20 protein-coding genes and 2 pseudogenes are annotated in these 22821 nt (G+C 72.9%); 16 read left to right on the forward strand and 6 right to left on the reverse strand.

Annotated features, from left to right (window positions below; genetic code table 11):
* From ABZT12_RS33795 to ABZT12_RS33830, 8 genes and pseudogenes are all read left to right on the forward strand, one after another.
* Positions 1-106, forward strand: a pseudogene (locus ABZT12_RS33795) (slipin family protein); the annotation flags it as partial.
* Positions 107-194: 88 nt separating this feature from the next.
* The gene (locus ABZT12_RS33800) at positions 195-1037 is read left to right on the forward strand and encodes a polysaccharide deacetylase family protein (protein WP_356391802.1); all 843 of its coding nucleotides are present in this window, start codon (positions 195-197) and stop codon (positions 1035-1037) included.
* A 29-nt stretch (positions 1038-1066) separates the two neighbouring features.
* Complete coding sequence (locus ABZT12_RS33805; protein ID WP_356391805.1) at positions 1067-1210, forward strand: hypothetical protein; 144 nt, start codon at positions 1067-1069, stop codon at positions 1208-1210.
* Positions 1211-1279: 69 nt separating this feature from the next.
* Positions 1280-2029, forward strand: coding sequence for a peptidyl-tRNA hydrolase (locus ABZT12_RS33810; protein ID WP_356391808.1), 750 nt, complete (start codon positions 1280-1282; stop codon positions 2027-2029).
* Between the two features lie 303 nt (positions 2030-2332).
* A complete protein-coding gene (locus ABZT12_RS33815; RefSeq protein WP_356391811.1) occupies positions 2333-3697 on the forward strand; it encodes a DUF692 domain-containing protein in 1365 nt (454 codons plus the stop codon).
* Between the two features lie 122 nt (positions 3698-3819).
* On the forward strand, positions 3820-4602 hold the full coding sequence (locus tag ABZT12_RS33820) for a DUF4142 domain-containing protein (RefSeq protein WP_356391814.1): 783 nt from the start codon (positions 3820-3822) through the stop codon (positions 4600-4602).
* A 113-nt stretch (positions 4603-4715) separates the two neighbouring features.
* Positions 4716-5495, forward strand: coding sequence for a TIGR04222 domain-containing membrane protein (locus ABZT12_RS33825; RefSeq protein ID WP_356391817.1), 780 nt, complete (start codon positions 4716-4718; stop codon positions 5493-5495).
* A 124-nt stretch (positions 5496-5619) separates the two neighbouring features.
* Positions 5620-7260, forward strand: coding sequence for an alpha/beta hydrolase (locus ABZT12_RS33830; RefSeq protein ID WP_356391820.1), 1641 nt, complete (start codon positions 5620-5622; stop codon positions 7258-7260).
* Here ABZT12_RS33830 and hemQ read toward each other — a convergent pair.
* Both hemQ and hemG read right to left on the reverse strand, forming a co-directional pair.
* Positions 7257-7988, reverse strand: a complete 732-nt coding sequence (hemQ, locus tag ABZT12_RS33835; protein ID WP_356391823.1) for a hydrogen peroxide-dependent heme synthase — start codon at positions 7986-7988, stop codon at positions 7257-7259. The genes ABZT12_RS33830 and hemQ overlap by 4 nt on opposite strands.
* A gap of 4 nt (positions 7989-7992) precedes the next feature.
* The gene (hemG, locus tag ABZT12_RS33840; protein WP_356391826.1) at positions 7993-9426 is read right to left on the reverse strand and encodes a protoporphyrinogen oxidase; all 1434 of its coding nucleotides are present in this window, start codon (positions 9424-9426) and stop codon (positions 7993-7995) included.
* Positions 9427-9579: 153 nt separating this feature from the next.
* On the opposite strand from hemG, the gene ABZT12_RS33845 reads away from it, so the two are divergent.
* Together ABZT12_RS33845 and ABZT12_RS33850 are read left to right on the forward strand one after the other, a co-directional pair.
* Positions 9580-10479, forward strand: a complete 900-nt coding sequence (locus ABZT12_RS33845; RefSeq protein ID WP_356391829.1) for a DUF4349 domain-containing protein — start codon at positions 9580-9582, stop codon at positions 10477-10479.
* Between the two features lie 27 nt (positions 10480-10506).
* A pseudogene (locus ABZT12_RS33850) lies at positions 10507-11924 on the forward strand (FAD-dependent oxidoreductase).
* An 87-nt stretch (positions 11925-12011) separates the two neighbouring features.
* Here ABZT12_RS33850 and ABZT12_RS33855 read toward each other — a convergent pair.
* Positions 12012-12332 (reverse strand): hypothetical protein, encoded by a 321-nt coding sequence (locus tag ABZT12_RS33855; protein ID WP_356391832.1) that lies wholly within the window; start codon positions 12330-12332, stop codon positions 12012-12014.
* A 124-nt stretch (positions 12333-12456) separates the two neighbouring features.
* Here ABZT12_RS33855 and ABZT12_RS33860 point away from each other — a divergent pair, with 124 nt between their 5' ends.
* Positions 12457-13284 (forward strand): rhomboid family intramembrane serine protease, encoded by an 828-nt coding sequence (locus ABZT12_RS33860; protein WP_356391835.1) that lies wholly within the window; start codon positions 12457-12459, stop codon positions 13282-13284.
* Between the two features lie 7 nt (positions 13285-13291).
* On the opposite strand, the gene hemE is transcribed toward ABZT12_RS33860, so the two are convergent.
* Positions 13292-14371, reverse strand: a complete 1080-nt coding sequence (gene hemE / locus ABZT12_RS33865) for a uroporphyrinogen decarboxylase (RefSeq protein ID WP_356391838.1) — start codon at positions 14369-14371, stop codon at positions 13292-13294.
* Positions 14372-14503: 132 nt separating this feature from the next.
* Between hemE and ABZT12_RS33870 the strand changes: the two genes are divergently transcribed.
* From ABZT12_RS33870 to ABZT12_RS33890, 5 genes are all read left to right on the forward strand, one after another.
* On the forward strand, positions 14504-15172 hold the full coding sequence (locus tag ABZT12_RS33870; protein WP_356391841.1) for a DUF3000 domain-containing protein: 669 nt from the start codon (positions 14504-14506) through the stop codon (positions 15170-15172).
* Between the two features lie 373 nt (positions 15173-15545).
* The gene (locus tag ABZT12_RS33875; RefSeq protein WP_356391844.1) at positions 15546-16208 is read left to right on the forward strand and encodes a response regulator transcription factor; all 663 of its coding nucleotides are present in this window, start codon (positions 15546-15548) and stop codon (positions 16206-16208) included.
* A 167-nt stretch (positions 16209-16375) separates the two neighbouring features.
* Positions 16376-17653: a ribonuclease D gene (locus ABZT12_RS33880; RefSeq protein ID WP_356391847.1), complete on the forward strand. Its 1278-nt coding sequence runs from the start codon at positions 16376-16378 to the stop codon at positions 17651-17653.
* Positions 17654-17955: 302 nt separating this feature from the next.
* Entirely contained in the window at positions 17956-19173 is a 1218-nt protein-coding gene (locus ABZT12_RS33885) for an acetyl-CoA C-acyltransferase (RefSeq protein WP_356391850.1), read from the forward strand.
* A complete protein-coding gene (locus tag ABZT12_RS33890) occupies positions 19170-21299 on the forward strand; it encodes a 3-hydroxyacyl-CoA dehydrogenase NAD-binding domain-containing protein (RefSeq protein ID WP_356391853.1) in 2130 nt (709 codons plus the stop codon). The genes ABZT12_RS33885 and ABZT12_RS33890 overlap by 4 nt, the downstream gene beginning before the upstream one ends.
* Positions 21300-21388: 89 nt before the next feature.
* Here ABZT12_RS33890 and ABZT12_RS33895 read toward each other — a convergent pair whose 3' ends face one another.
* Positions 21389-21781, reverse strand: a complete 393-nt coding sequence (locus tag ABZT12_RS33895) for a hypothetical protein (RefSeq protein WP_356391903.1) — start codon at positions 21779-21781, stop codon at positions 21389-21391.
* A gap of 17 nt (positions 21782-21798) precedes the next feature.
* Complete coding sequence (locus ABZT12_RS33900) at positions 21799-22818, reverse strand: hypothetical protein (RefSeq protein WP_356391856.1); 1020 nt, start codon at positions 22816-22818, stop codon at positions 21799-21801.
* Between the last annotated feature and the right edge of the window lie 3 nt (positions 22819-22821).

A 22821-nucleotide genomic window follows, 5' to 3' on the forward strand; every position in this document is an offset into this window, starting at 1 on the left:
CGAGAAGAACTCCACCCTCGTCCTGCCCTTCCCCGTCGAACTCCTCCGCTTCCTCGAACGCGCCCAGACCACCCCACCACCCCCACCACCCGCCGTGGAGAACTGAGCCGCACCACCCGGACGGCACACGGACACACGCGACGGACACCCTCTCGGTGACCGTTTAATCACTTTTGTTCCGTTACGTTCGTACGGTGATCATTCGAGTACGACGAGTCGCCGCCGCCTGCGCGCTCGGCGCCGCGCTCACCGCCTGCGGTGGCAACCCGGCGCCCCACGCCACCCGTCCGGCGCCCTCCGCGCCCACCGCCACCTCCTCACGGCCGCCCACCCTGGCCCCCGGTCCGGCCGGGCTGACCCCCGTCTTCAAGAACGGTCCGCGTTCGGACGGGAGGACCGTCGCCCTCACCTTCGACGCGGACATGACCGCCGACCAGGGGCCGCGCGCCGCCAGGGGCGAGCACTTCGACAACCCGCCGCTGATCGCCACGCTGCGGGCGCTGAAGGTGCCGGCCACGGTGTTCATGACCGGCCGCTGGGCCGACGAGTACCCGACCCAGGCCCGCGCCATCGGACGGGACCCGCAGTTCGAGGTCGCCAACCACTCGTACAGCCACTACGCCTTCACCGGCGACTGCTACGGACTGCCGACCGTGGCGCCGGAGCGGATGAAGGCGGATGTGGAACGCGCCTACGCGGCCTTCAAGAAGGCGGGGGTGCCGGACGCGATGCCGTACTTCCGCTTCCCTGGCGGCTGTTACGACCAGCGGTCGCTCAAGGCGCTGAGCTCCGTCGGAGTCACCGCCGTGCAGTGGGACGTGGTGAGCGGCGACGCGTTCGCGACGGACGCGGACGCCGTCGCCCAACAGGTGCTCGAAGGGGTACGGCCGGGCTCGGTCGTCGTCATGCACTGCACCCGCAGCGCCGCCCCGGTGACCGAGCGGGCCGTCCGCACGATCGTGCCCGAGCTGCGCAAGAGAGGCTTCCGGTTCGTGAAGGTGTCGGAGCTGATCGGCGCCGCGGGACGCCATCACTGAGGACACCCCGCCCTCGTACGCTGGAACGCATGAGCGACGACCACGACGAGCAGCCGTACGCGGAATGTGTGCTGTGCCGGAAGCCGACCGAGTACCCGGAGTCGCGGAAGGGGATCACGCTGTGCCCCGTCTGCGAGTGGCAGGAGGCGCAGCGCACGGCGTGCTCGGGGTGAGCGGGGGGCCGTGAGCCCACGGTCCCCGCGCCCGGTGGGTGCCGTCCGCCGCCTGGCAGACTGGAGGCCGTGACCAGTGATTCCACCGCTTCCGGCGACAGCCCCTTCCACACCGAGCCCACCGCGCGCGACGAGGCCCCGCAGTTCGTGCTGCCCCTCGTCGTCCGGATCGAGCGGGACGCTCCCCCGGCGCGCACGGACGCGCTGGAGACGGCCGCGCGGGCCGTCCTGACGATGCTGAGCGACGAACGGTCCATCGGCGAGGGCGAGTGGGCGCAAGCCGTGCGGGAGTGGCAGGACGCGCGGATCCGCAAAGTGGTGCGGCGGGCGCGCGGCGCCGAGTGGCGACGGGCCGAGGCGCTGCCCGGCATCACGGTGACCGGCGGCTCGGCCGAGGTACGGGTCTTCCCGCCCGTCCCCCTCGACGGCTGGCCCAAGGAGCTGGCCCGGCTCCAGGTCTCGGGCACCGAACTCGACGACCCGGTGCCGCCGGGGGACGCCGACCCGGCGGCACCGGTGATCTGGCTCAACCCGGAGCTGGAGATGTCCGCCGGCAAGTCGATGGCCCAGGTGGGCCACGGCGCCCAACTCGCCTGGTGGGACCTGTCGGAGAAGGAGCGAGTGGCGTGGCGCGCGGCCGGTTTCCCGCTCGCCGTCCGCACCGCCGACCCGGCCCACTGGCACCAACTCTCCGTCAGCGACGTGCCGTTGGTGCGGGACGCGGGCTTCACCGAGATCGCGCCGGGCCTGACGGTCGCCGTCGAGGGACACGACCGCGTCGGCGAACTGCCGGACCGCGTCGGCCGACCCGGGGTCTGACCGCGAGGGGCACGGACGCTCGGTCGGGGACCATGTGCCGAACGCGCCGACGGGCGCGGCGAGTTGGGCCGAGCAAGGCTCGGCGGCCGGGGCGGCCGGCACCCGGGCCCGGCGGGCGGGACCGCCGGCACCCCGGACCCGACCCCAACCGGACCTGATCCGAACCCGCACCCCCGCACCCGACCCGAACCTCAAATGTTCCTCTGAAAGCGGGACGCGCGGGGTTCGGGCGGTGGCGCCCGGGCCATACCCCCGTCACGCCGGGACGGCGGGTCTGAGCACGAGGGGTCGAGGGGGCGGACCATGGAGCGACTGGGGACGGGCATCGGGTGGCGGCCGGAGATCGCGGACGCCGTGGAGCGCATGCCGGGTATCGACTGGGTGGAGGCCGTGGCCGAGAACGTCTGCCCCGGGCACCTTCCCGAGTCGCTGCTGCGGCTGCGCGAACGGGGGGTGACCGTCGTCCCGCACGGGGTCTCGCTCGGCCTCGGCGGCGCGGACCGGCCGGACGCGGGCCGCCTGGCGGCGCTCGCCGAACGGGCCGGGGCACTGGGTTCGCCGCTGGTCACCGAGCACATCGCCTTCGTCCGGGCGGGCGGGACGCTGACCGCGTCCCCCGCGCTGGAGGCGGGCCATCTGCTGCCGGTACCGCGCACCCGGGACGCGCTCGACGTGCTGTGCGAGAACATCCGGATCGCCCAGGACGCACTCCCCGTGCCGCTCGCCGTCGAGAACATCGCCGCGCTCATCGCCTGGCCGGGCGAGGAGATGACCGAGGGCCAGTTCCTCTACGAACTCGCCGACCGCACCGGCGTACGCCTCCTGATAGACGTCGCCAACCTGCACACCAACCACGTCAACCGCGGCGAGGACCCGGCCGGGGCGCTCGCCGAAATCCCCGTCGAGGCGATCGCCTACGTCCATGTCGCGGGCGGCGTCGAACGCGACGGCGTCTGGCACGACAGCCACGCCCACCCGGTCCCCGACGCGGTGCTCGGCATCCTGACCAACCTCGCCTCCCGCGTCAGTCCGCCCGGAGTGCTCCTGGAACGCGACGACAACTTCCCCGAACCGGCCGAACTGGAACGGGAGTTGAAGGCGATACGGGGAGCGCTGGAGAGGGCGGACGGTATCCGCGTCCGTCGCGCCTCCCGGACCGGAGACAGCGCCGGGAGCGGCACCGGGGACGACCCCGGAGACCGCACCGACCCCGGCGCGGCAGCCCCCGCCCCCGCCCCGGACGGGACCACCGCCCCGGCCCGTCAGCGGCTCGGGCTCGCGCAGGCCGCGTTGCTGTCCGCGCTGGTCGGCGGAACACCGGTGCCCGAGGGGTTCGACCGGGTGCGGCTCGGGGTGCAGGCGCGGGCGCTCGGCGCGAAACGGGCCGACGTGGTGGCGAAGGTGGCGCCCGAACTGCCGGAGATCCTCGGCGCCGGCTATCGGGCCGCCTTCCTCGCCTACGCGCACACCCGGCCGATGACCGGCGGCTACCGGCGGGACGCACTGGACTTCGCGGGCCACCTGCTGCTCTCCGGCGGCCCCGCGGACGCCGACGCGCGGCGGTTGCTGCGGGAGTGGTGGCTGGAGCGCTCGGGTCCGGTGCCCCGCTCCGGCCGGCCGGCCGTCCGGCTCGCCCGGGCCACCCGGCGGGTGCTGCTGCGGCGCTGAGGGCTTGCGGGGGTTACGGGGGTTACGGGGGCTCCTGCGCATTTGTCCAGGACTCCGCAGTAACATGGCGGATCCCGCACGAGAAGCGCACTCACGTGCGGTGCCGCGACAGGAGGCACCCCATGCGACCGCGACCACCCGTCAAGGGCAGAGGCATCTTCACCGGCACCTGGCTGATCATCCTGGGCCTGACGGCGACGCTGGCGGCGCTGGTCTTCCCGGTCTGGTCCTACGCCGACCGGTCGGGGACCGGGGTGAGCGTGCTCGCCGACGAATCCGTGCCGACCCGCTTCGGTCCGCTCTCCGCGCTCGACCGCGACTTCGTCACCAAGGTCCGGCTGGCCGGACTGTGGGAGGCGCCCGCGGGCCTCCAGGCCGAGGAGAAGGGCACCACCCCGGCCGTACGGACGGCGGGGCAGCACCTCGTCGAGGGGCACACGTTCCTCGACCGGCGGGTGCGGGACGTCGCCGACCGGCTCGGCCTGGCGCTGCCGAACCAGCCCAACGACCAGCAGCGGCAGTGGCTCGCGGAGCTGAACTCCGCGCGGGGCGTGGACTTCGACCGCGAGTTCGCCAACATCCTGCGCCTCGCGCACGGCCGGGTGTTCACGGTGGTCGCGCAGGTCCGGGCCACCACCCAGAACTCCCTGGTGCGCACCCTCGCCGACGACGCGAACCGTACCGTCCTGGACCACATGAAGGTCCTGGAGGCCACCGGGTACGTCGACTTCGGCGCCCTGGCCCGGAACATGGCCGCCACGAGCACACCCCCGGTCACCGCCTCCCCCGCACCGCCCGGCCCGGCCGCCGACCCGGGTCCCGCCGTCCCGGTGAGCCCGTCGGCGCCCGGGGGGTACGGACTGCCGCCGGCCGCCTCCAGCCCTCCGCCGAGCACACGGCCGTAGCGCTCGCCCGCCGGACGTTTCCCGACAAGCGGAACGTCACATACAGACAACGCTCCGTCCGGATCGTGAACAGGGCATGGCGTCGGACAGCGCCTGTGGCATAGAAAAATGGCATGTTCTGGGTCCTCCTCCTGTTGCTGGCCTGGGTGGTCGCCGGCACGGCCTGCACCCGGCTCTGCCTGGCGGCCGTACGGACGGCCGCCGACGACGCGGGCCAGGGCCAGGGCCACGAACTGACGCTCTACGAGGCCGCGTTCCTCTCCGGCGGCCCCGCGCGGGTCGCCGATCTGACGCTGGTCTCCATGGCGCGGCAGCGCCGGCTGCTGCTCGCGCACACCGGCTGGGCGACCGTCGTCGATCCACGCGGGCGGGACGAGATGGAGCGGTCGGTGATCGGCGCCATCGGGCCGGAGGGGCAGTCGCGGATCGCCCCCGTGCGGGCCACCGCCGCTTCCACCGACGCGGTGCGCGGCCTCGCCGACCGGCTCGTCGACGCGGGCCTGGCGGTACCCGACGGCGCCCGCACGAGCGTGGCGTCCGGGATCCGGCAGGTGCGGACCGCCGCGGCGGCCGTGCTGGCGCTCGGCGTGGCGGCGCTGCTGGCGCCGGTCCCCTCCGAGATGCCCCGGGACCTGGTCGCGCTCTGGTTCGCGCTGCCGCTCGCCCTGACGCTGAGCTGTCTGGCCATCGCGCGGGTCGAGGTGCACCCGTACTCGCGCTGGGCCTCCCCGGCCGGGCAGCGGCTGCTCGGCACCCTGGCCCGGCGCGCTGGCCGGGGCGGTGACGACCGTACGTACCTCACCTCCGTCGCCGTACGCGGGATCCGCGCGGTCGGCGAACCGGGTGTGCGCGCCGCCTTCGCGCACCGCGAGTCCGGCGAGCCGCGCGGCTGAGCGCGGCGCGCTCCGGGGGGCGTACGGAGGCACTGGAGCCGACACCGGTCCGATGGGCTTGCCTTCACCACGGGCCGGCCGAAGCATCCCTTTCGTCGCAGCAGCGCACCGAAGGGAAAACGCCATGAGAGCCGCCGCCCTCTACTCGGCCGCCGGGTCCTTGCTCCTGACGACACTCACCGCCGCCCCCGCCGACGGCGCCCGGGCCGCCCCCGCCGCCGTCACCGAAGCGCGCGGCACCGCCGAAGCCGCCGCCCGCGCGCGGGCCGCCGGCATCCGCTTCGGGAGATGCCCCGACGCCCAGGACCTGCCCGGGACCATGGAGTGCGGCACGGTCTCCGTCCCGCTCGACTACGCGCACCCCGGCGGCCGGCAGATCAGACTGACGGTCAGCCGGGTGCGGGCCACCCACAAGGACCCGCACAACAGCAAGCGCAAGGTCCCCCGCCAGGGCGCCCTGGTCTACAACCCGGGCGGCCCCGGCGCCTCCGGCATGTACTTCCCGATGATCGGCCTGTTCCCCGCGTGGAAGCGGATCGCGGCCGCCTACGACCTCGTCGGCTACGCCCCGCGCGGAGTGGACCGTTCGGCGCCGCTGTCCTGCGAGGACCCCAAGCGGCTCTTCAAGTCCCCCTCGCAGTCGCCGACTTACCCCTCACAGGCGTACAAGGAGAAGCGCATCACCAAGGCGAAGGCGTTCGCGCGCGGCTGCGCCGAGCGGTCCGGCAGCAGGCTGCGCTTCTACAACTCGCTGAGTAACGCCCGCGACCTGGACGTCCTGCGCGCGGCCCTCGGCGAGGACCGGCTGACGTTCATGGGCGCCTCCTACGGCACCTACTTCGGGGCGGTCTACGCGACCCTCTTCCCCACGCACGTGCGGCGCATGGTGTTCGACTCGGCGGTGAACCCGGACCCCGAGCGGATCTGGTACCGCGACAACCTCGACCAGTCGGCCGCCTTCGAGGGCCGCTGGGCGGACTTCCGGGAGTGGGTCGCCCGGCATGACGACGTCTACGGACTCGGAGACACGGCCGACGAAGTGCTGCGCAGCTACGAGAAGGCGGCGGCCCGGCTGGCGAAGAAGCCGGCCGGCGGCACGGTGGGGCCGGGACAGTTGCAGGGCGCGTTCCTGACGGCCGGGTACTACGACGACTTCTGGCCGCACCGGGCGCAGGCGCTGTCGGCGTATCTGAAGGGCGACCCGAAGCCGTTGATCGAGCAGGCGGGTCCGACACCGGAGGCGGCCGTCGAGGCGGAGAACGGCAACGCGGTCTACACGGCCGTCGAGTGCAACGACGCGCCCTGGCCGACCGAGTGGAAGGTCTGGGACCGGGACAACACCCGGCTGGCGCGGACGGCGCCCTTCGAGACCTGGGACAACGTGTGGATGAACCTGCCGTGCGCCTACTGGCCCGCGCCCCGGCAGCGGCCGCTCGACGTGCGGACCGCCCCCGGTGAGCTGGCGCCGGTGCTGATCCTGGCCGCCGAGCGGGACGCGGCCACGCCGTACGTGGGCGCCGTCGAACTGTGGCGGCGGCTGTCGGACTCGGTGCTGGTGACGGAGCGGGACGCCGGCACGCACGGCGTCGCGGGCGGCCCCAACAAGTGCGTCAACGGCTACCTCGACGCGTATCTGCTGGAGGGCCGGCTGCCGGAGCGGCGCGCGTCGTGCGCGCCGCACCCGGAACCGGAGCCGAGCGCTCCGCGGCGCTCCGGTCGGGGGACCGCCCCCACCGGCCGGACCGCCACCACCGGCACGCCCTAAGCGAGACCGGCGACCAGCTCGGCGACGGCCTTGCGGCGGCCCGTGTAGAACGGGACCTCCTCGCGGACGTGCATCCGGGCCTCGGAGGCGCGCAGATGGCGCATGAGGTCGACGATGCGGTACAGCTCGTCGGCCTCGAAGGCCAGGATCCACTCGTAGTCGCCGAGGGAGAACGAGGCAACCGTGTTGGCGCGCACGTCCGGGTAGCCGCGGGCCATCTTGCCGTGATCGGCGAGCATGCGGCGGCGGTCCTCGTCGGGCAGCAGGTACCAGTCGTAGGAGCGCACGAACGGGTACACGCTGATGTAGTCGCGGGGCGTCTCGTCGGCCAGGAAGGCCGGGACGTGGGAGCGGTTGAACTCGGCGGGGCGGTGCAGGGCCATGTTCGACCAGACCGGCTCCAGGGCCCGGCCCAGCCGGGTGCGGCGGAAGAGGTTGTAGGCCTCCTGGAGCTGGTCGGCGGTCTCGGCGTGCCACCAGATCATGAGGTCGGCGTCGGCACGCAGCCCCGACACGTCGTAGGTGCCGCGGACGGTCACGTCCTTGGCGGCGAGCTGGTCGAACAGGTCCTGGACCTCGTCGGCGTAGCCCGCGCGGTCCTCGGGCAGCGCGTCCTTCAGCCGGAAGACGGACCACAGCGTGTAGCGGATGACCTCGTTGAGGTCCTTGGCCAGCTTGCCCTTGTTCGGGGTGCGGCCGGGCTCGGTGGTGGGGGCGTCGTCACTCATGGGGCTATTCTCCCGCTCCGCCGGACCCGCTCGGAACCGGGTCGCCGGTCAGCTGCTCGGCGGCCGCGTACCCGTCGGCGATACAGGCCGGGATGCCGACCCCGTCGTAGGCCGCGCCGCAGACGGCCAGGCCGGGGAACCTGCCCACGTGCTCGCGGACGCGGGCCACGCGCGCGTGGTGGCCGACCGGGTACTGGGGCAGGCCGTCGGTCCAGCGGGTGACCCGCGCTTCGAGGGGTACGGCGTCCAGGCCGGTCGCCTCGCGCAGGTCGTGGCGCGAGACGTCCACCAGGCCGTCGTCGTCGCGCTCCAGGATCTCGGTCTCCCCGTAGCGGCCGACGGAGGTGCGCAGGACGAGTACGTCCGGGTCCTCGTCGGCGATCCACCCCCACTTCTGGGAGGCGAAGGTGGAGGCCTTGATGGTGCGGCCGTCGACGGGCGGTACGAGGAAACCGCTGCCTTCGGGCAGGGTGGTGCCGGCGCGACGGTAGGCGAGGGTGACCAGGGCCATCGAGGCGTACTCGATGGTGCTCAACTCGGCGGCGGCGCCCGGCACTTCGGCGCGCAGCAGTCGGGCGGCGGCCGGGGCGGGTACGGCGACGACCACGCCGTCGGCGTCGAACACCCGGTCCCCGGCGACCACTTGCCAGCCCGAGGGGCCGCCGCGGCGCAGTGCGGTGACCGCGGTGCCGGTGAGGATCTCGCCGCCGCGCACCCGCACCGACTCCGCGACGGCGAGGGGGAGCCGGCCCACTCCCCCGTCGATGCCCATGAAGACGGGCCCGGTCTGCTGTGCGGTCGCGGCACGTGCCTGGACGGCCCGGACCGCCTCGGTCAGGGAGGCGTGGGACTTGGCGGCCCCGAACAGCTGGGGGACCGCCGAGCGCATCGAGATGCGGTAGGCGTCGCCCGCGTAGACACCGCCGAGCAGCGGTTCGATCAGGCGGTCGACGACCTCGCGGCCCAGCCGCCGCGCCACATACTCGCCCACCGCCACGTCGTCGCCGATCTCCGTGCGGGGCAGGTCGGCGTCGCGCTCGATGCGGCGCAAACCCTCCTCGGAGAGGACGCCGGCGAGGGCGGCGGCGGTGCCGGGGACGCCCATGACATGGCCCTTGGGCATCGGCCGCAGCGCGCCCCGGGTCCAGATCGACGCGGTGGCCGTGGCGGGCGGCAACAGGCGGTCGGCGAGGCCTGCTTCGCGGGCGAGCGCGACCGCTTCGGGGCGCCGGGCGAGCATCGACTCGGCGCCGAGGTCCACCCGTACGCCCGCGATCGAGCCCGGCAGCAGCTTGCCGCCGACCCGGTCCGACGCCTCCAGCACCGTCACCCGGGTGCCGCCCCGCTCCAGCAGCCGGTGGGCGGCGGCCAGCCCGGCGATGCCGGCGCCGATGACGACGACCTGCCGCGGGCCCGTACGAGTCTCCACTTCGCGCATGGCACCAGCCTCTCAGACGGCACTGACAGCGCGACGCCGGGCCGGTGTCCGGCGCGTATCCCGACCGTGACCGCATCGGGACACGCGCCGGCCAACGTTCGCCCCGGTCCGGGCGTCCAAGAAGCATCAGTCGTCGAGACACCGGGGGCACCCATGCGCACCGACCGTTCCATCAGGCCCGTCCAGGCAGTGGCGGGGCTTCTGTTGGCCTCGGCTCTGGCACTGGCCGGGTGCGGTGCCGGGTCGGACGCGGCCGACTCCGGCGCCGCCGGGAAGGCCGCCGCACCGCGGAGCGACTCGAAGGCGGGCGCGGCGGGCAGCGCCGCGAGCGGCGTGAGGGCCACCGCGCCGCCCCGGGTCACCGCGTCCGACATCATCCGTACGGCCTCGCTGACCGTCCAGGTCAAGGATGTCGCCAAGGCGCTCGACGCCGCCCGCACCACCACCGAGAACGCGGGTGGCTTCGTGGGCGACGAGACCACCGACCGCGACGAGAAGGGCCACGAGCGCACCCGGGTCGTGCTGCGCGTGCCCACCGCGAGGTACGACGAGGTCCTAGGCGACCTGGAGGGCGCGGGCAAGCTGCTCGACCGCACCGCGAAGGCGCAGGACGTCAGCGACCAGGTGGTGGACGTGCGGAGCCGGATCGCCTCGCAGCGCGCCAGCGTGGCCCGGGTCCGCGAGCTGATGGACCGGGCCACCGCGATCAGCGACGTGGTGGAGCTGGAGGGTGAACTGAGCACCCGGGAGTCCGACTTGGAGGCGCTCCTCGCCCAGCAGTCCTCCCTGAAGGACCGCACCGCCCTGGCCACCATCACCCTCTCCCTGTCCGAGACCCCGGTGGCGACGAAGGCCGCCGAGGACGGCACCCCCGGCTTCTCGGACGCGCTGGCGGGCGGCTGGCACGTGTTCGTCACGATGGTCCGCTGGCTGGCGCTGGCCCTCGGCGCGGTCCTGCCCTTCGCGGTACTGGCGGCCGTGGCGCTCCTGGTGTGGCTCCGGTTCGTACGGCCCCGGCTCCGGCGGGTCCGGGAGACGGCCGAGCGGGACTGAGGGGACCGGCAGCCGTAGCGTGTGCGCATGAGCATGAGCGGTGCGAGTGGTGCGAGTGGTGCGAGTGGTGCCCCGGAACGACTGGTCGTGATCGGCGGGGACGCCGCGGGAATGTCCGCGGCGTCCCAGGCGCGCCGGCTCAGGGGCCCCGGCGAGCTGGAGATCGTGGCCTTCGAGCGCGGCCACTTCACCTCCTACTCGGCGTGCGGGATCCCCTACTGGGTGGGCGGTGACGTCGCCGGGCGGGACGACCTGGTCGCCCGCACCCCCGAGGAGCACCGGGCGCGCGGTATCGACCTGCGGCTGCGCACCGAGGTCACGGAGATCGACGTGGCCGGTCGTCGGGTACGCGCGCGGGACGTCGATTCCGGGGCCGGGTCCTGGACGTCGTACGACAAGCTCGTGATCGCGACCGGGGCGCGACCGGTGCGCCCCGAGATGCCGGGGATGGACGCCCCCGGGGTGCACGGCGTGCAGACGCTCGACGACGGGCAGGCGCTGCTCGACTCGCTGGCACGCACGCGTGGACGGCGGGCGGTGGTCGTCGGGGCGGGCTACATCGGCGTGGAGATGGCGGAGGCGCTGATCAACCGCGGTTACGAGGTGACCGTCCTCAACCGCGGCACGGAACCCATGTCCACGCTCGACCCGGACATGGGCCGCCTGGTCCGCGACGCCATGGAGGGCCTCGGTATCACCATGGTCGACGACACCGAGGTCACCGAGGTGCTCACCGGGGAGGACGGGCGGGTGCGGGCGGTGGCCACCGAGGACGGCGAGTACCCGGCGGACGTCGTGGTCCTCGGGATCGGCGTGCGCCCCGAGACGGCGCTCGCGCGGGCGGCCCGGCTGCCGCTGGGCCCGCACGGCGGGCTGCTCACCGACCTGGCGATGCGGGTGCGCGGGCACGAGGACATCTGGGCCGGCGGTGACTGCGTGGAGGTGCTCGACCTGGTCTCGGGCCAGCAGCGGCACATCGCCCTGGGCACCCACGCCAACAAGCACGGGCAGGTCATCGGCGCCAACGTGGGCGGCGGCTACGCCGTCTTCCCCGGGGTGGTCGGGACGGCCGTCAGCAAGGTGTGCGACCTGGAGATCGCGCGCACCGGGCTGCGCGAGAAGGACGCCCACCGGGTGGGGCTGCGCTTCGTGACGGTCACCGTCGAGTCGACCAACCGGGCCGGCTACTACCCCGGCGCCGCCCCCATGACGGTGAAGATGCTCGCCGAACTGCGCACGGGCCGTCTCCTGGGGGTGCAGATAGTCGGCCGCGAGGGCGCCGCGAAGCGGGTCGACGTCGCGGCGGTGGCCCTCACGGCCGGTATGACGGTGGAGCAGATGACAGCCCTGGACCTGGGTACGCCCCACCGTTCTCACCGGTGTGGGACCCGGTACTGGTGGCGGCCCGCAAGGCCACCGCCAAGGTCCGCGAGACAATGTCCTGACGGTTCGTCAACAGGCTTCTGCCGTGCGGCAGTTCAGCGGTCCGCCGGTCCCAAGCGGCGCCGGTCCCATGTGGTGACGGGCTCCTCCTACGCGGTGCCGTTGATGCGGTCTATCGCCTGCCGTGCCTGTTCGGCCGGCGGCCTGGCCGGCAGGGACGACACCGACGCGCTGGGCGCCATGGCCGCCGGCTGCGCAGCCGGCGGCTTCGCGTGCGCGCCCAGCGGGACGGAGCGCAGCCGGTGGCTCACCGCCTCGTCGAGGGTCACCGGCCGCTGCATCTGGGTAGCGAGCCGTCCCGCCTCCTGTCCGAGCCGGGCCACGTCCTCCCAGGGGAGGCGCACCACCAGCGCGATCTCGGCCTCGCCATCGGGCAGGGCGTGTATCGGAGGCATCACTCGGTCGTTCATCGCCTGTCCTCACGTCGTCCCCGCGGCACGCCATCCCCGTACCGCGAGCGGTTGAGGAGACATACGCGCCCGCGGCCGGCCGTGTTCACCGGTTCGCCGCGCGCATCGCGGGCACTACTTCCTTGTGGTCATCCCCGTCCATGACGTCAATCCGGTGCGCCGCACCCCCTGGGTGACGTACGTCCTGATCGCCGTCAACGTCATCGTCTTCCTGTCGACTCCCGGCATGGCCGGTTCCGTGGCGGGCGGCGGCGACCTCTCGCAGCTCTGCCATCTCCAGGCCTTCCTGGACCACTACGCCGCCGTACCACGGGAGTTGATTCACCATCAGCTGCCGCTGGCCGTCCCCGACGGCACGGTGGGACTCGGCGGCCAGGGCCGCCCCGGCTGTGTGATCGGACCGCCGACCTACGACAAGTCCCCGCCGCTGAGCGTCCTCAGCGCCATGTTCCTGCACGGCAGTTGGCTGCACCTGCTCGGCAACATGCTCTTCCTGATGATCTTCGGCAACAACGTCGAGGACCGCATGGGCCACCTCCGCTTCACGCTCTTCTACGTCGTGTGCGGCTACGCGGCGGCCTACGGGTTCGCGTTGCTCAACGTCTCGTCGGGCGACCCGCTGATCGGCGCCTCCGGGGCGATCGCCGGGGTGCTGGGCGCCTATCTGGTGCTGTACTCGAAGGCCAGGGTGTGGGTCCTGGTGCCCTTCCTGTTCTTCCTGCCGCTGCGGCTGCCCGCCTGGCTGGTGCTGGGCTTCTGGTTCGTGCTCCAGGCGTTCTACTCGTACGGCGCGGGCGTCTCCGACGTCGGCACGGTGGCGTACGAGGCGCACGTCGTCGGCTTCCTCACGGGCATGCTGCTCGCCTGGCCGCTGAAGGCGGGCACGCCCCCGCCGCCGGAACCGCCCGGCCTGCTGTTCGGCAGGCGGGCCCGGCCCCGGCACACGTGGTGAACGCCGCTCAGCGGGCCGTCCGCTCGTGCACGTCGGCCACGAGCCGGGTGAGGGCGTCCGGGTCGGTGGCCGGCATGACGCCGTGCCCGAGGTTGAAGATGTGGCCCTCCAGGCCGGCGGCCGAGTCGAGGACCTCGCGGGTCTTCTCGCGCACGACGTCGGTGGAGGCGAAGAGGACGGTCGGGTCCAGGTTGCCCTGGAGCGCCTTGCCGGGGCCGATCCGGCGGGCCGCCTCGTCCAGCGGGACGCGCCAGTCGACGCCGACGACGTCCGCGCCGGCCTCGCCCATCAGGCCGAGCAGTTCGCCGGTGCCGACGCCGAAGTGGATGCGCGGCACGCCGTAGCCCTCGACGGCGCGGAAGACCTTCGTCGAGGCGGGCAGCACGGAGCGGCGGTAGTCGGCCGGGGCGAGCGCGCCGGCCCAGGAGTCGAAGAGCTGGACGGCGCTCGCGCCCGCCTCGATCTGCACCTTGAGGAAGGCGGCCGTGATGTCGGCGAGCCGGTCGAGGAGGTCGGCCCAGAGTTCGGGGTCGCCGTACATGATCGCCTTGGCGTTCTCGTACGTGCGGGACGGGCCGCCCTCGATGAGGTAACTGGCGAGGGTGAAGGGCGCGCCGGCGAAGCCGATCAGCGGGGTCGCGCCGAGCTCGGCGGTGAGCAGGCCGATGGCCTCGGTGACGTAGGTGACGTCCTCGGGGGTGAGGTCGCGCAGCTGGGCGAGGTCGGCGCGGGTGCGGATCGGCTTCTCGACGACCGGGCCGACGCCGGGCTTGATGTCGAGGTCGACGCCGATGGCCTTGAGCGGGACGACGATGTCGCTGTAGTAGACCGCCGCGTCCACGTGGTGCCTGCGCACCGGCTGGAGGGTGATCTCGGCGACCAGGTCGGGCCGCACGCAGGAGTCGAGCATGGCGATGCCCTTGCGGACCTTGTGGTACTCCGGCAGCGAGCGCCCGGCCTGCCGCATGAACCACACGGGCGTGTGCGGGACGGGCTCACGCCTGCACGCCCTCAGGAAGGCCGAATCCCGGACTGCGTCGGAGGCGGCGGTCGGCTGCTGGCCCGCGGGGCTCTGGTTGGCACTCACGCGGGAGAGTCTCCCACGGCGCCGCGACCGCCCCCGCCCCAGGTCGCCTTCGCGGGGCGCGATACCGACAGGGGACATTCGCACGGGTGTCTCTCCCTGCACGGAGCCCCGGTTCCCCTTAACCTTCCCCGCATGGCTGCGGCTCAGGGACGACTGTCGGACGGCGCTGACGGGATGGACGACGCGAAGGAGGGGGAGGGGCATACGAGCGATACGGTCCCGCCGCCTTTCCGGGCGGCCGTCGAGGCGCTGCGGACCTCGCGGCTGCGGCCGCAGATCGAGGTCGAGCCGACGCGCGCGCCGCAGCGGCTGGCCCCCTTCGCCTACGCGCTGGAGGCGGCCGTCGTCGACGGTGACCTGGACCTGGCCGACGGCAGGCTGGTGCTGCTGCACGACCCGGCCGGGCACGACGCCTGGCACGGCACGTTCCGGCTGGTGACGCTGGTGCGGGCGGAGCTGGAGCCGGAGATGGCGGCCGATCCGCTGCTGCCCGACGTGTGCTGGTCCTGGCTCACCGGCGCGCTCCAGGCGCGCGGTCTGACGTACGGCGAGCCGAGCGGGACGGTGACGCGGGCGAGTTCGCACTACTTCGGCGGCCTGGCGGAGCGGCCGTCCGCCTCCCAGATCGAGATCCGCGCCTCCTGGACGCCCCGCGAGGGGCTCAACGGCGTCCCGGACACGGCGGCGCATCTCGCCTCCTGGTGCGATCTGCTGGCCCAGGTCGCCGGTCTGCCGCCGGCCGGCCCGGGCGACGCGTCGGTGGTGACGCTGCCGCAGCGCAGGGGCCCGCAGTCGCGCTGAGCCGTCCGCGGTTCCCCTCGGGATTCCCGTAGCCCTCGTACGGCGCTCTCGTCCCAGCCTCGCCCGGCCCGCCGCCGGGCGTTTTGTCATGCTGTCCGACGGGTCTTACCCGTGCCATGCCCCGCCTTGCCGATCTCTTTGTCGATACGGCCACTTTCGAGCGCGATTCGGGCGACTAACGAAGGCTAACGAATCGGTTCGATCTTCGGATGATCGATCGCGCGTCCGATTTGAACCGATTGTTACTCACCAGATCGTGATCATTCTCTAAAGGCGGACGGGTTTGCTGCCGAAGACGACTGTGACCTTGAAAGCACGGTCAGCCCCGGCTTGATCCCCAGAGCCGATCCCGTCCCGCCCCCCAGGAGGCCTGGTGTCCGTTCTCCTTGAGCAGCCCGCAAGCCTGGTCGCCTACCGCCCGAACAAGCCGACCGCCATGGTGGTCGTGGCCGACCCCCGCGTCCGCTCCACCGTCACCCGCCACCTGTGGGCGCTCGGAGTCCGTGACGTGATCGAGGCGTCGTCCATCGCGGAGGCCCGCCCCCGAATCGGCAACCCGCGCGACATCTGCGTGGCCGACGTCCATCTGCCCGACGGCTCCGGTCTCACCCTCCTGTCGGAGACCAGAGCCGCCGGCTGGCCCAACGGCCTGGCCCTGTCCGCCGCCGACGACATCGGCGCCGTACGCAACGCCCTCGCGGGCGGAGTCAAGGGTTACGTCGTGACCGGCACCCGTACCAACGTCGGGCTCCCCACCCGGCCCGGCTCCGTCCCCATCGGCTCCGCCGCCGCCCGTATGCACCGCCGCCCCCCGGGCGCCCCGAGCCACCCGGGCGGCTACCGCGAGCTCTCCGGCCGTGAGGTCGAGGTCCTCCGCCTGGTCGCGGAGGGCCAGTCGAACAAGGCGATCGGCGTCTCCATGGGCCTGTCCGCGCTGACCGTCAAGAGCCACCTCGCCCGCATCGCCCGCAAGCTCGGCACGGGCGACCGGGCCGGGATGGTCGCGGTCGCGCTGCGCACCGGAATCATCCACTGACGCCGCCACTGACTCCCCCCACAAAAACGTCCCGCCCACCCCGGTACACACCTCTCCCGCACCGTGCGCGGGAACTCTCGACGACCTGACCGGAATACGACCCCCGGACGCCCGCCGACGGAACGTTCCGTCGGCGGGTGTCGTCCATTCACAGATACTCTTGACATGTGACCGACGCCCAAGAGACCGCAGCAGACAGTTCACTGCGAACCACCGGAGGCGCCCCTCCGGACGACGTCGAACCGGCGCCGATCCCCTTGCTCGAACCCCGGGAGGGCGTTCCGCCCGTCATCACGGACGAGGACGCCCTCGCCGAGATGATCGCCGCCTTCGCGGCCGGCTCGGGACCCGTCGCCGTCGACGCCGAGCGCGCGTCCGGCTACCGCTACGGACAGCGCGCCTACCTGGTCCAGCTGCGCCGCGCGGGCGCCGGCACCGCGCTGATCGACCCCGTCGCCTGCCCCGACCTCTCCGGCCTCGGCGAGGCGATCTCCGGGGCCGAGTGGGTGCTGCACGCCGCGACCCAGGACCTGCCCTGTCTGCGCGAGATAGGCATGGTGCCGACGCGGCTCTTCGACACCGAGCTGGCCGGACGGCTGGCCGGGTTCCCGCGGGTCGGGCTGGGCGCGATGGTCGAGGGCGTGCTCGGTTTCGTACTGGAGAAGGGGCACTCCGCGGTCGACTGGTCCACCCGTCCGCTGCCCGACCCGTGGCTGCGGTACGCGGCCCTGGACGTCGAACTCCTCGTCGACCTGCGGGACGCCCTGGAGAAGGAGCTGGACCGGCAGGGCAAACTCGACTGGGCGCGGCAGGAGTTCGACGCGATCGCCTCGGCGCCGCCGCCGGAGCCCCGCAAGGACCCCTGGCGCCGCACGTCCGGCATGCACAAGGTGCGGCGCAGGCGTCAGCTCGGTGTGGTGCGCGAGCTGTGGGAGACGCGGGACCGGATCGCGCAGCGCCGGGACGTGTCACCGGGCAAGGTGCTCTCCGACGCCGCCATCGTCGAGGCCGCGCTGGGGCTCCCGGTCAACGTGCACGCCCTCGCGGCGCTGCCCGGGTTCGGCCACCGGATGGGGCGGCGGCAGTTGGAGCAGTGGCAGGCCGCGGTGGAGCGCGCCAAGGCGCTGCCCGACGGGGCGCTGCCGCAGCCCGGACAGCAGGTCGCGGGGCCGCCGCCGCCCCGGGCCTGGGCCGACAAGGACCCGGCGGCGGCGGCGCGCCTCTCGGCGGCCCGCGCCGGGGTCTCCGCGCTGGCCGAGCGGCTCAACATGCCGCAGGAGAACCTGATCACCCCCGACACGGTGCGCCGGGTCTGCTGGGAGCCGCCGGGGGTCGCCGACGCCGGGACGGTCGCCGCCGCGCTCGCCGGGTACGGGGCCCGTGCCTGGCAGGTCGAGCAGGTGACTCCCGTACTGGTGGAGGCGTTGTCCGCGCAGGACTCCTGATCGCGGCGGCCACCGGAGGACGAGCGGTGCCGACGGGATCATGAGCGCCGGTCGCCGCCGGGATCGTCTCCGGGTGGGCGCCGAGGGGCCGCCGCGGCGGAAGACCGACGGCGAAATCACGCCAAGATCTTCGGGCACGCGGAGGAGGCCGGGGCATGATCGGGGAGGCATCCGGGATGTGACGTTCGCCGCTCCGGGCTCCGGGACTGGGCAGCTTGGTTACCCACAAGTAGCATGGTTCCTGAGCGCGCGCTCAGCGCATCGCAGCAGTGCCGATCCCGCACCCTGGAGGAGAGCCAATCGTGCCTCGTACCGTCAGGGATGTCGTCTTCGTCGACGGCGTCCGCACCCCGTTCGGCAAGGCGGGCCCGAAGGGCATCTACCACGAGACCCGGGCCGACGACCTCGTCGTGAAGGCGATCCGGGAGCTGCTGCGCCGCAACCCCGGCCTCGACCCCAAGAAGATCGACGAGGTCGCGATCGCCGCGACCACGCAGATCGGCGACCAGGGTCTGACCCTCGGCCGCACCGCGGGCATCCTCGCCGGTCTGCCGCAGTCGGTCCCCGGCTACTCGATCGACCGCATGTGCGCCGGCGCGCTGACCGCCGTCACCACCACCGCGGGCTCCATCGCCTTCGGCGCCTACGACGCCGTCATCGCCGGCGGTGTCGAGCACATGGGCCGCCACCCGATGGGCGAGGGAGTGGACCCCAACCCGCGGTTCGTCAGCGAGAAGCTGGTCGACGAGTCCGCCCTGTTCATGGGCATGACCGCGGAGAACCTGCACGACCGCTACCCGCGGATCACCAAGGAGCGCGCCGACGAGTACGCGGTCCGCTCGCAGGAGAAGGCCGCCAAGGCGTACGCCAACGGCAAGATCCAGCAGGACCTGGTACCGATCTCGGTGCGCAACACCAACTCCGAGGTGGGCGAGACCGGTTGGGGTCTCGTCACCGCCGACGAGCCGATGCGCCCGGGTACGACGCTGGAGAACCTGGCCGGTCTGAAGACGCCGTTCCGGGTGCACGGCCGGGTCACCGCGGGCAACGCGGCGGGGCTCAACGACGGCGCCACCGCGTCGATCATCGCCTCCGAGGACTTCGCCCGCGAGAACAACCTGCCGGTGCGGATGCGTCTGGTCTCGTACGCCTTCGCGGGCGTCGAGCCGGAGGTCATGGGCTACGGCCCGATCCCCGCGACCGAGAAGGCGCTCGCCAAGGCCGGCCTGTCGATCGAGGACATCGGCCTCTTCGAGATCAACGAGGCTTTCGCCGTACAGGTGCTGGCCTTCCTCGAGCACTACGGCATCGCGGACGACGACGAGCGGGTCAACCAGTACGGCGGTGCCATCGCCTTCGGCCACCCGCTGGCCTCCTCCGGCGTCCGGCTGATGACGCAGCTGGCCCGCCAGTTCGAGGAGCACCCGGACGTCCGCTACGGCCTGACCACCATGTGCGTCGGCTTCGGCATGGGCGCCACGGTCATCTGGGAGAACCCGCACTTCGAGGGAGACAAGTGAGCACCACCACCGAGCTTCTGAAGGGTGCGGCCGAGCTGTTCCCCGACGAGGTCGTGACGTCCGCGCACGTCCGCCACCTCGAACTGCCGTACGGCGCCGGGCGGTTCGCGCTCATCACGCTGGACAACGGCTTCGACCACACCAAGCCGACCACCTTCGGCCCGGCCTCGCTGGCGAACCTGGACGCCGCCATCGACCAGGTCGAGAAGGAGGCCGCGGCCGGCGAGATCGTCGGTGTCGGTGTCACCGGCAAGCCCTTCATCTTCGCCGTCGGCGCGGACCTCAAGGGCGTCGAGCTGCTGAAGAACCACGACGACGCGCTCGCCATCGGCAAGGGCGGCCACGAGGTCTTCAAGCGCCTCGCGGGCATCGCGGTGCCGACCTTCGCGTACTACAACGGCGCGGCCATGGGCGGCGGTGTCGAGGTCGGTCTGCACTGCGCGTACCGCACGGTGTCGAAGTCGATCGCCGCCTTCTCCCTCCCCGAGGTCTTCCTCGGTCTGGTGCCGGGCTGGGGCGGCTGCACGCTGCTGCCGAACCTGATCGGCGCCGAGCGGGCCGTCTCGGTGATCATCGAGAACAGCCTCAACCAGAACAAGCAGCTCAAGGGCGAGCAGGTCCTCGACCTCGGGATCGCCGACGCGCTCTTCGAGGGTGCGGACTTCCTGGAGCAGTCGCTGCTCTGGACGGCCGGCGTCCTCAACGGCGACGTCACGGTCGAGCGCCCGGTCGTCGACCGCGGCGAGGCCTGGGACCAGGCCGTCGCCAAGGGCCGCCTCGTCGCGGACTCCAAGGTGCACGGCGCGGCCCCGGCCGCCTACCGCGCGCTGGACATCGTCGCCGCCGCGAAGAACGGCGACCTCCAGCAGGGCTACGACGCCGAGGACCAGGCGCTCGCCGACCTGATCATGGGCGGTGAACTGCGGGCCGGCATCTACGCGTTCAACCTCGTGCAGAAGCGCGGCAAGCGTCCGGCGGGTGCCCCGGACAAGAACCTGGCGCGTCCGGTGACGAAGGTCGGCGTGGTGGGCGCGGGCCTGATGGCCAGTCAGCTCGCCCTGCTCTTCCTGCGCCGCCTCGAAGTACCGGTCGTCCTCACGGACATCGACCAGGAGCGCGTCGACAAGGGTGTGGGCTACGTCCACGCCGAGATCGACAAGCTGCTGTCGAAGTCCCGTATCAACCAGGACAAGGCCAACCGCCTCAAGGCGCTGGTGACCGGTGTGCTGGACAAGGCCGAGGGCTTCGCGGACGCCGACTTCATCATCGAGGCCGTCTTCGAGGAGATCGGCGTCAAGCAGCAGGTGTTCGCGGAGGTCGAGGCGGTCGCCCCGGCGCACGCGATCCTCGCCACCAACACCTCCTCGCTGTCGGTCACCGAGATGGCGTCGAAGCTGAAGAACCCCGAGCGGGTCGTCGGCTTCCACTTCTTCAACCCGGTGGCGATCCTGCCCCTGCTGGAGATCGTGCGCGGCGAGCGGACCGACGACGCCTCGCTGGCGACCGCCTTCGCGGTGGCCAGGAAGCTGAAGAAGACCGCGGTCCTGGTGAAGGACGCCCCCGCGTTCGTCGTCAACCGCATCCTCACCCGCTTCATGGGCGAGATCCAGAACGTCATCGACGAGGGCACCCCGGTCGACGTGGCGGAGAAGGCGGTCGAGCCGCTCGGCCTGCCGATGTCCCCGCTGGTCCTGCTCGAACTGGTCGGCCCCGCGATCGGCCTGCACGTCTCGGAGACCCTCAACCGGGCCTTCCCGGACCGCTTCACGGTCTCCCCGAACCTCGCGGCCGTCGTCAAGGCCGGCAAGCGCGGCTTCTACGTCTACGACAGCGGGAAGCCCGAGCTGGACCCGGAGGTCGCGGCGCTGCTGAAGCAGGGCGACTCCGTGCTCACCGAGGAGCAGGTGCGCGAGCGGGTGCTGGACGCGGTGGCCCAGGAGATCGGCCTCATGCTCGACGAGGGGGTCGTCGCCGAGGCGCAGGACATCGACCTCTGCCTGATCACCGGTGCCGGCTGGCCCTTCCACCTGGGCGGCATCACGCCGTACCTGGACCGCGAGGGCGTCTCGGAGCGGGTGAACGGCAAGCCGTTCCTGGCCCGCGGCGTGGCGAGCGTCCCGGCCTAGTCACTGCCTCCCCCGCGCGGTCTCCACGCGGGGACGGGACGGCTCGTACGGTGCCCGGTACATCGGTCGATGTGCCGGGCACCGGCGTGTCACGGGGCGGTCGGGCGGGCGTCCTCGACGTGGACGACGCGCAGCCCGGTCCCGTCCTGGTCGCGCTTGGCGCGGCCGTGCATGCCGACGGCCAGGTGCGAGGGCTCGTCGGGTTCTCCGGACGCGACGAAGGTGACCACGTCCGGATGGTGTCCGGTCACCAACCAGCCCTGTTCCTCGCCCAGTTCGAGCACGCGGAAGTCGCCCGACGGGCCCGCCACCTGTACCGGTCCGAACTCCCGCAGGAGGCCGGTGGCCCGCTCGGCGAGGTCCCCGGCTGGGTCCTCGATCACCACACACGTGCCGTGCTCGAAGAGCACCCACGACTTTCCGGAGCCGGCGAGCAGCCCTCGCCAGGTGTCGATCAGCGTCTCGGTGTCCACGGGGGCCATCATGGCGCACGGCCCGCTCAGACCTCCCGCCAGGCCTCCAGAGCGAGCCCCGGCTCGTCCTTCCGCCGGGTCAGCAGGAGTTGTCCGGACGCGGCGGACAACGTGGCCGCCACCACCCGGTCGTTCTCGTCCACCGCGAGCGACACCTCGGCGTCCGCGGGCAGTTGGGGCCCCGACTCGGTCCACCAGGCGCCCGCCTGCTCGACCTCGGTGGGGTACGCGGCGAACGCCACCCGGCCGCTCGCCGAGCGCTGGGCGAGCAACGTGCAGTCGTGGCCGTCGAGTTCGCAGCGGACCGCGGAGACCGGGCCGGGACCGGCCGACGGCAGCAGTGTGAGCGGCTCGGCGCCGGGACGCCAGGCGCACACGTCGCCGGACTCGTCCGTGTAGAAGAGCGTGGTGTGCTCCGGCGAGGTGGCCAGGGCGCACAGGGTGCCCGGGCGGATGTGTGCCTCCATCGCCTCATCGAGGACCAACTGCCCGGCGGGTGCCTCCTGTTGCCAGTGGAGGATCGCTCCGGGCACCGCCGCGTACAGCTCGACCCGGCCCGACTCCCCTGTGACGGCGGCGAGTTGCTCGTGGACGTCCTGTCCCTTGAGGTCACGCCAGGGGCCCCAGCCGCCCTTGGTCTTCTGGGCGACCACGCTCACCCCGCCGGCCCGGTTGCGGACGAAGACGTGCGCGGAGCCGTCGCCGTCGACGGCGACGGCCGGGACGCCGGTGCGCGCGCCCTTCTTGTCCGGGTGCCCGATCGGGTTCCAGTCGAGGGCCGCGAGCCGGGGCCGGAAGTGCGTGGAGTGCACCAGGCCGGACTCGCCGGAGACCGTGGGCCGCCAGGCCGCCAGGTGCGCGTAGCCGTCCGCGCCCTGGCCGGCCGCGAGCGTCCCGGGATGCAGCACCTGGTCGCCGCCGACCCGGCACGGGGCCGCCCACGGCCCGCCGGGCGTGCGTTCCGCCCGGCACAGGACGGCGTCGCCCGAGGAGAGATAGACACTGAGCCGGCCGTCGCGGCCGCGTATGAGCCAGTCGCCGTTCACCGG

The organism is Streptomyces sp. NPDC005423 (genome assembly GCF_040606415.1).
Taxonomy (GTDB): domain Bacteria; phylum Actinomycetota; class Actinomycetes; order Streptomycetales; family Streptomycetaceae; genus Streptomyces.

Excerpts from the sequence above, each read along its gene's own strand:
- ABZT12_RS33845 (WP_356391829.1), top strand. The coding sequence starts at position 9,580 with ATGCGCACCGACCGTTCCATCAGGCCCGTCCAGGCAGTGGCGGGGCTT.
- ABZT12_RS33805 (WP_356391805.1), top strand. The coding sequence starts at position 1,067 with ATGAGCGACGACCACGACGAGCAGCCGTACGCGGAATGTGTGCTGTGC.
- ABZT12_RS33820 (WP_356391814.1), top strand. The coding sequence starts at position 3,820 with ATGCGACCGCGACCACCCGTCAAGGGCAGAGGCATCTTCACCGGCACC.
- ABZT12_RS33825 (WP_356391817.1), top strand. The coding sequence starts at position 4,716 with ATGTTCTGGGTCCTCCTCCTGTTGCTGGCCTGGGTGGTCGCCGGCACG.
- ABZT12_RS33870 (WP_356391841.1), top strand. The coding sequence starts at position 14,504 with ATGGCTGCGGCTCAGGGACGACTGTCGGACGGCGCTGACGGGATGGAC.
- ABZT12_RS33830 (WP_356391820.1), top strand. The coding sequence starts at position 5,620 with ATGAGAGCCGCCGCCCTCTACTCGGCCGCCGGGTCCTTGCTCCTGACG.
- ABZT12_RS33815 (WP_356391811.1), top strand. The coding sequence starts at position 2,333 with ATGGAGCGACTGGGGACGGGCATCGGGTGGCGGCCGGAGATCGCGGAC.
- hemQ (WP_356391823.1), bottom strand. The coding sequence starts at position 7,988 with ATGAGTGACGACGCCCCCACCACCGAGCCCGGCCGCACCCCGAACAAG.
- ABZT12_RS33895 (WP_356391903.1), bottom strand. The coding sequence starts at position 21,781 with ATGGCCCCCGTGGACACCGAGACGCTGATCGACACCTGGCGAGGGCTG.
- ABZT12_RS33855 (WP_356391832.1), bottom strand. The coding sequence starts at position 12,332 with ATGAACGACCGAGTGATGCCTCCGATACACGCCCTGCCCGATGGCGAG.
- hemG (WP_356391826.1), bottom strand. The coding sequence starts at position 9,426 with ATGCGCGAAGTGGAGACTCGTACGGGCCCGCGGCAGGTCGTCGTCATC.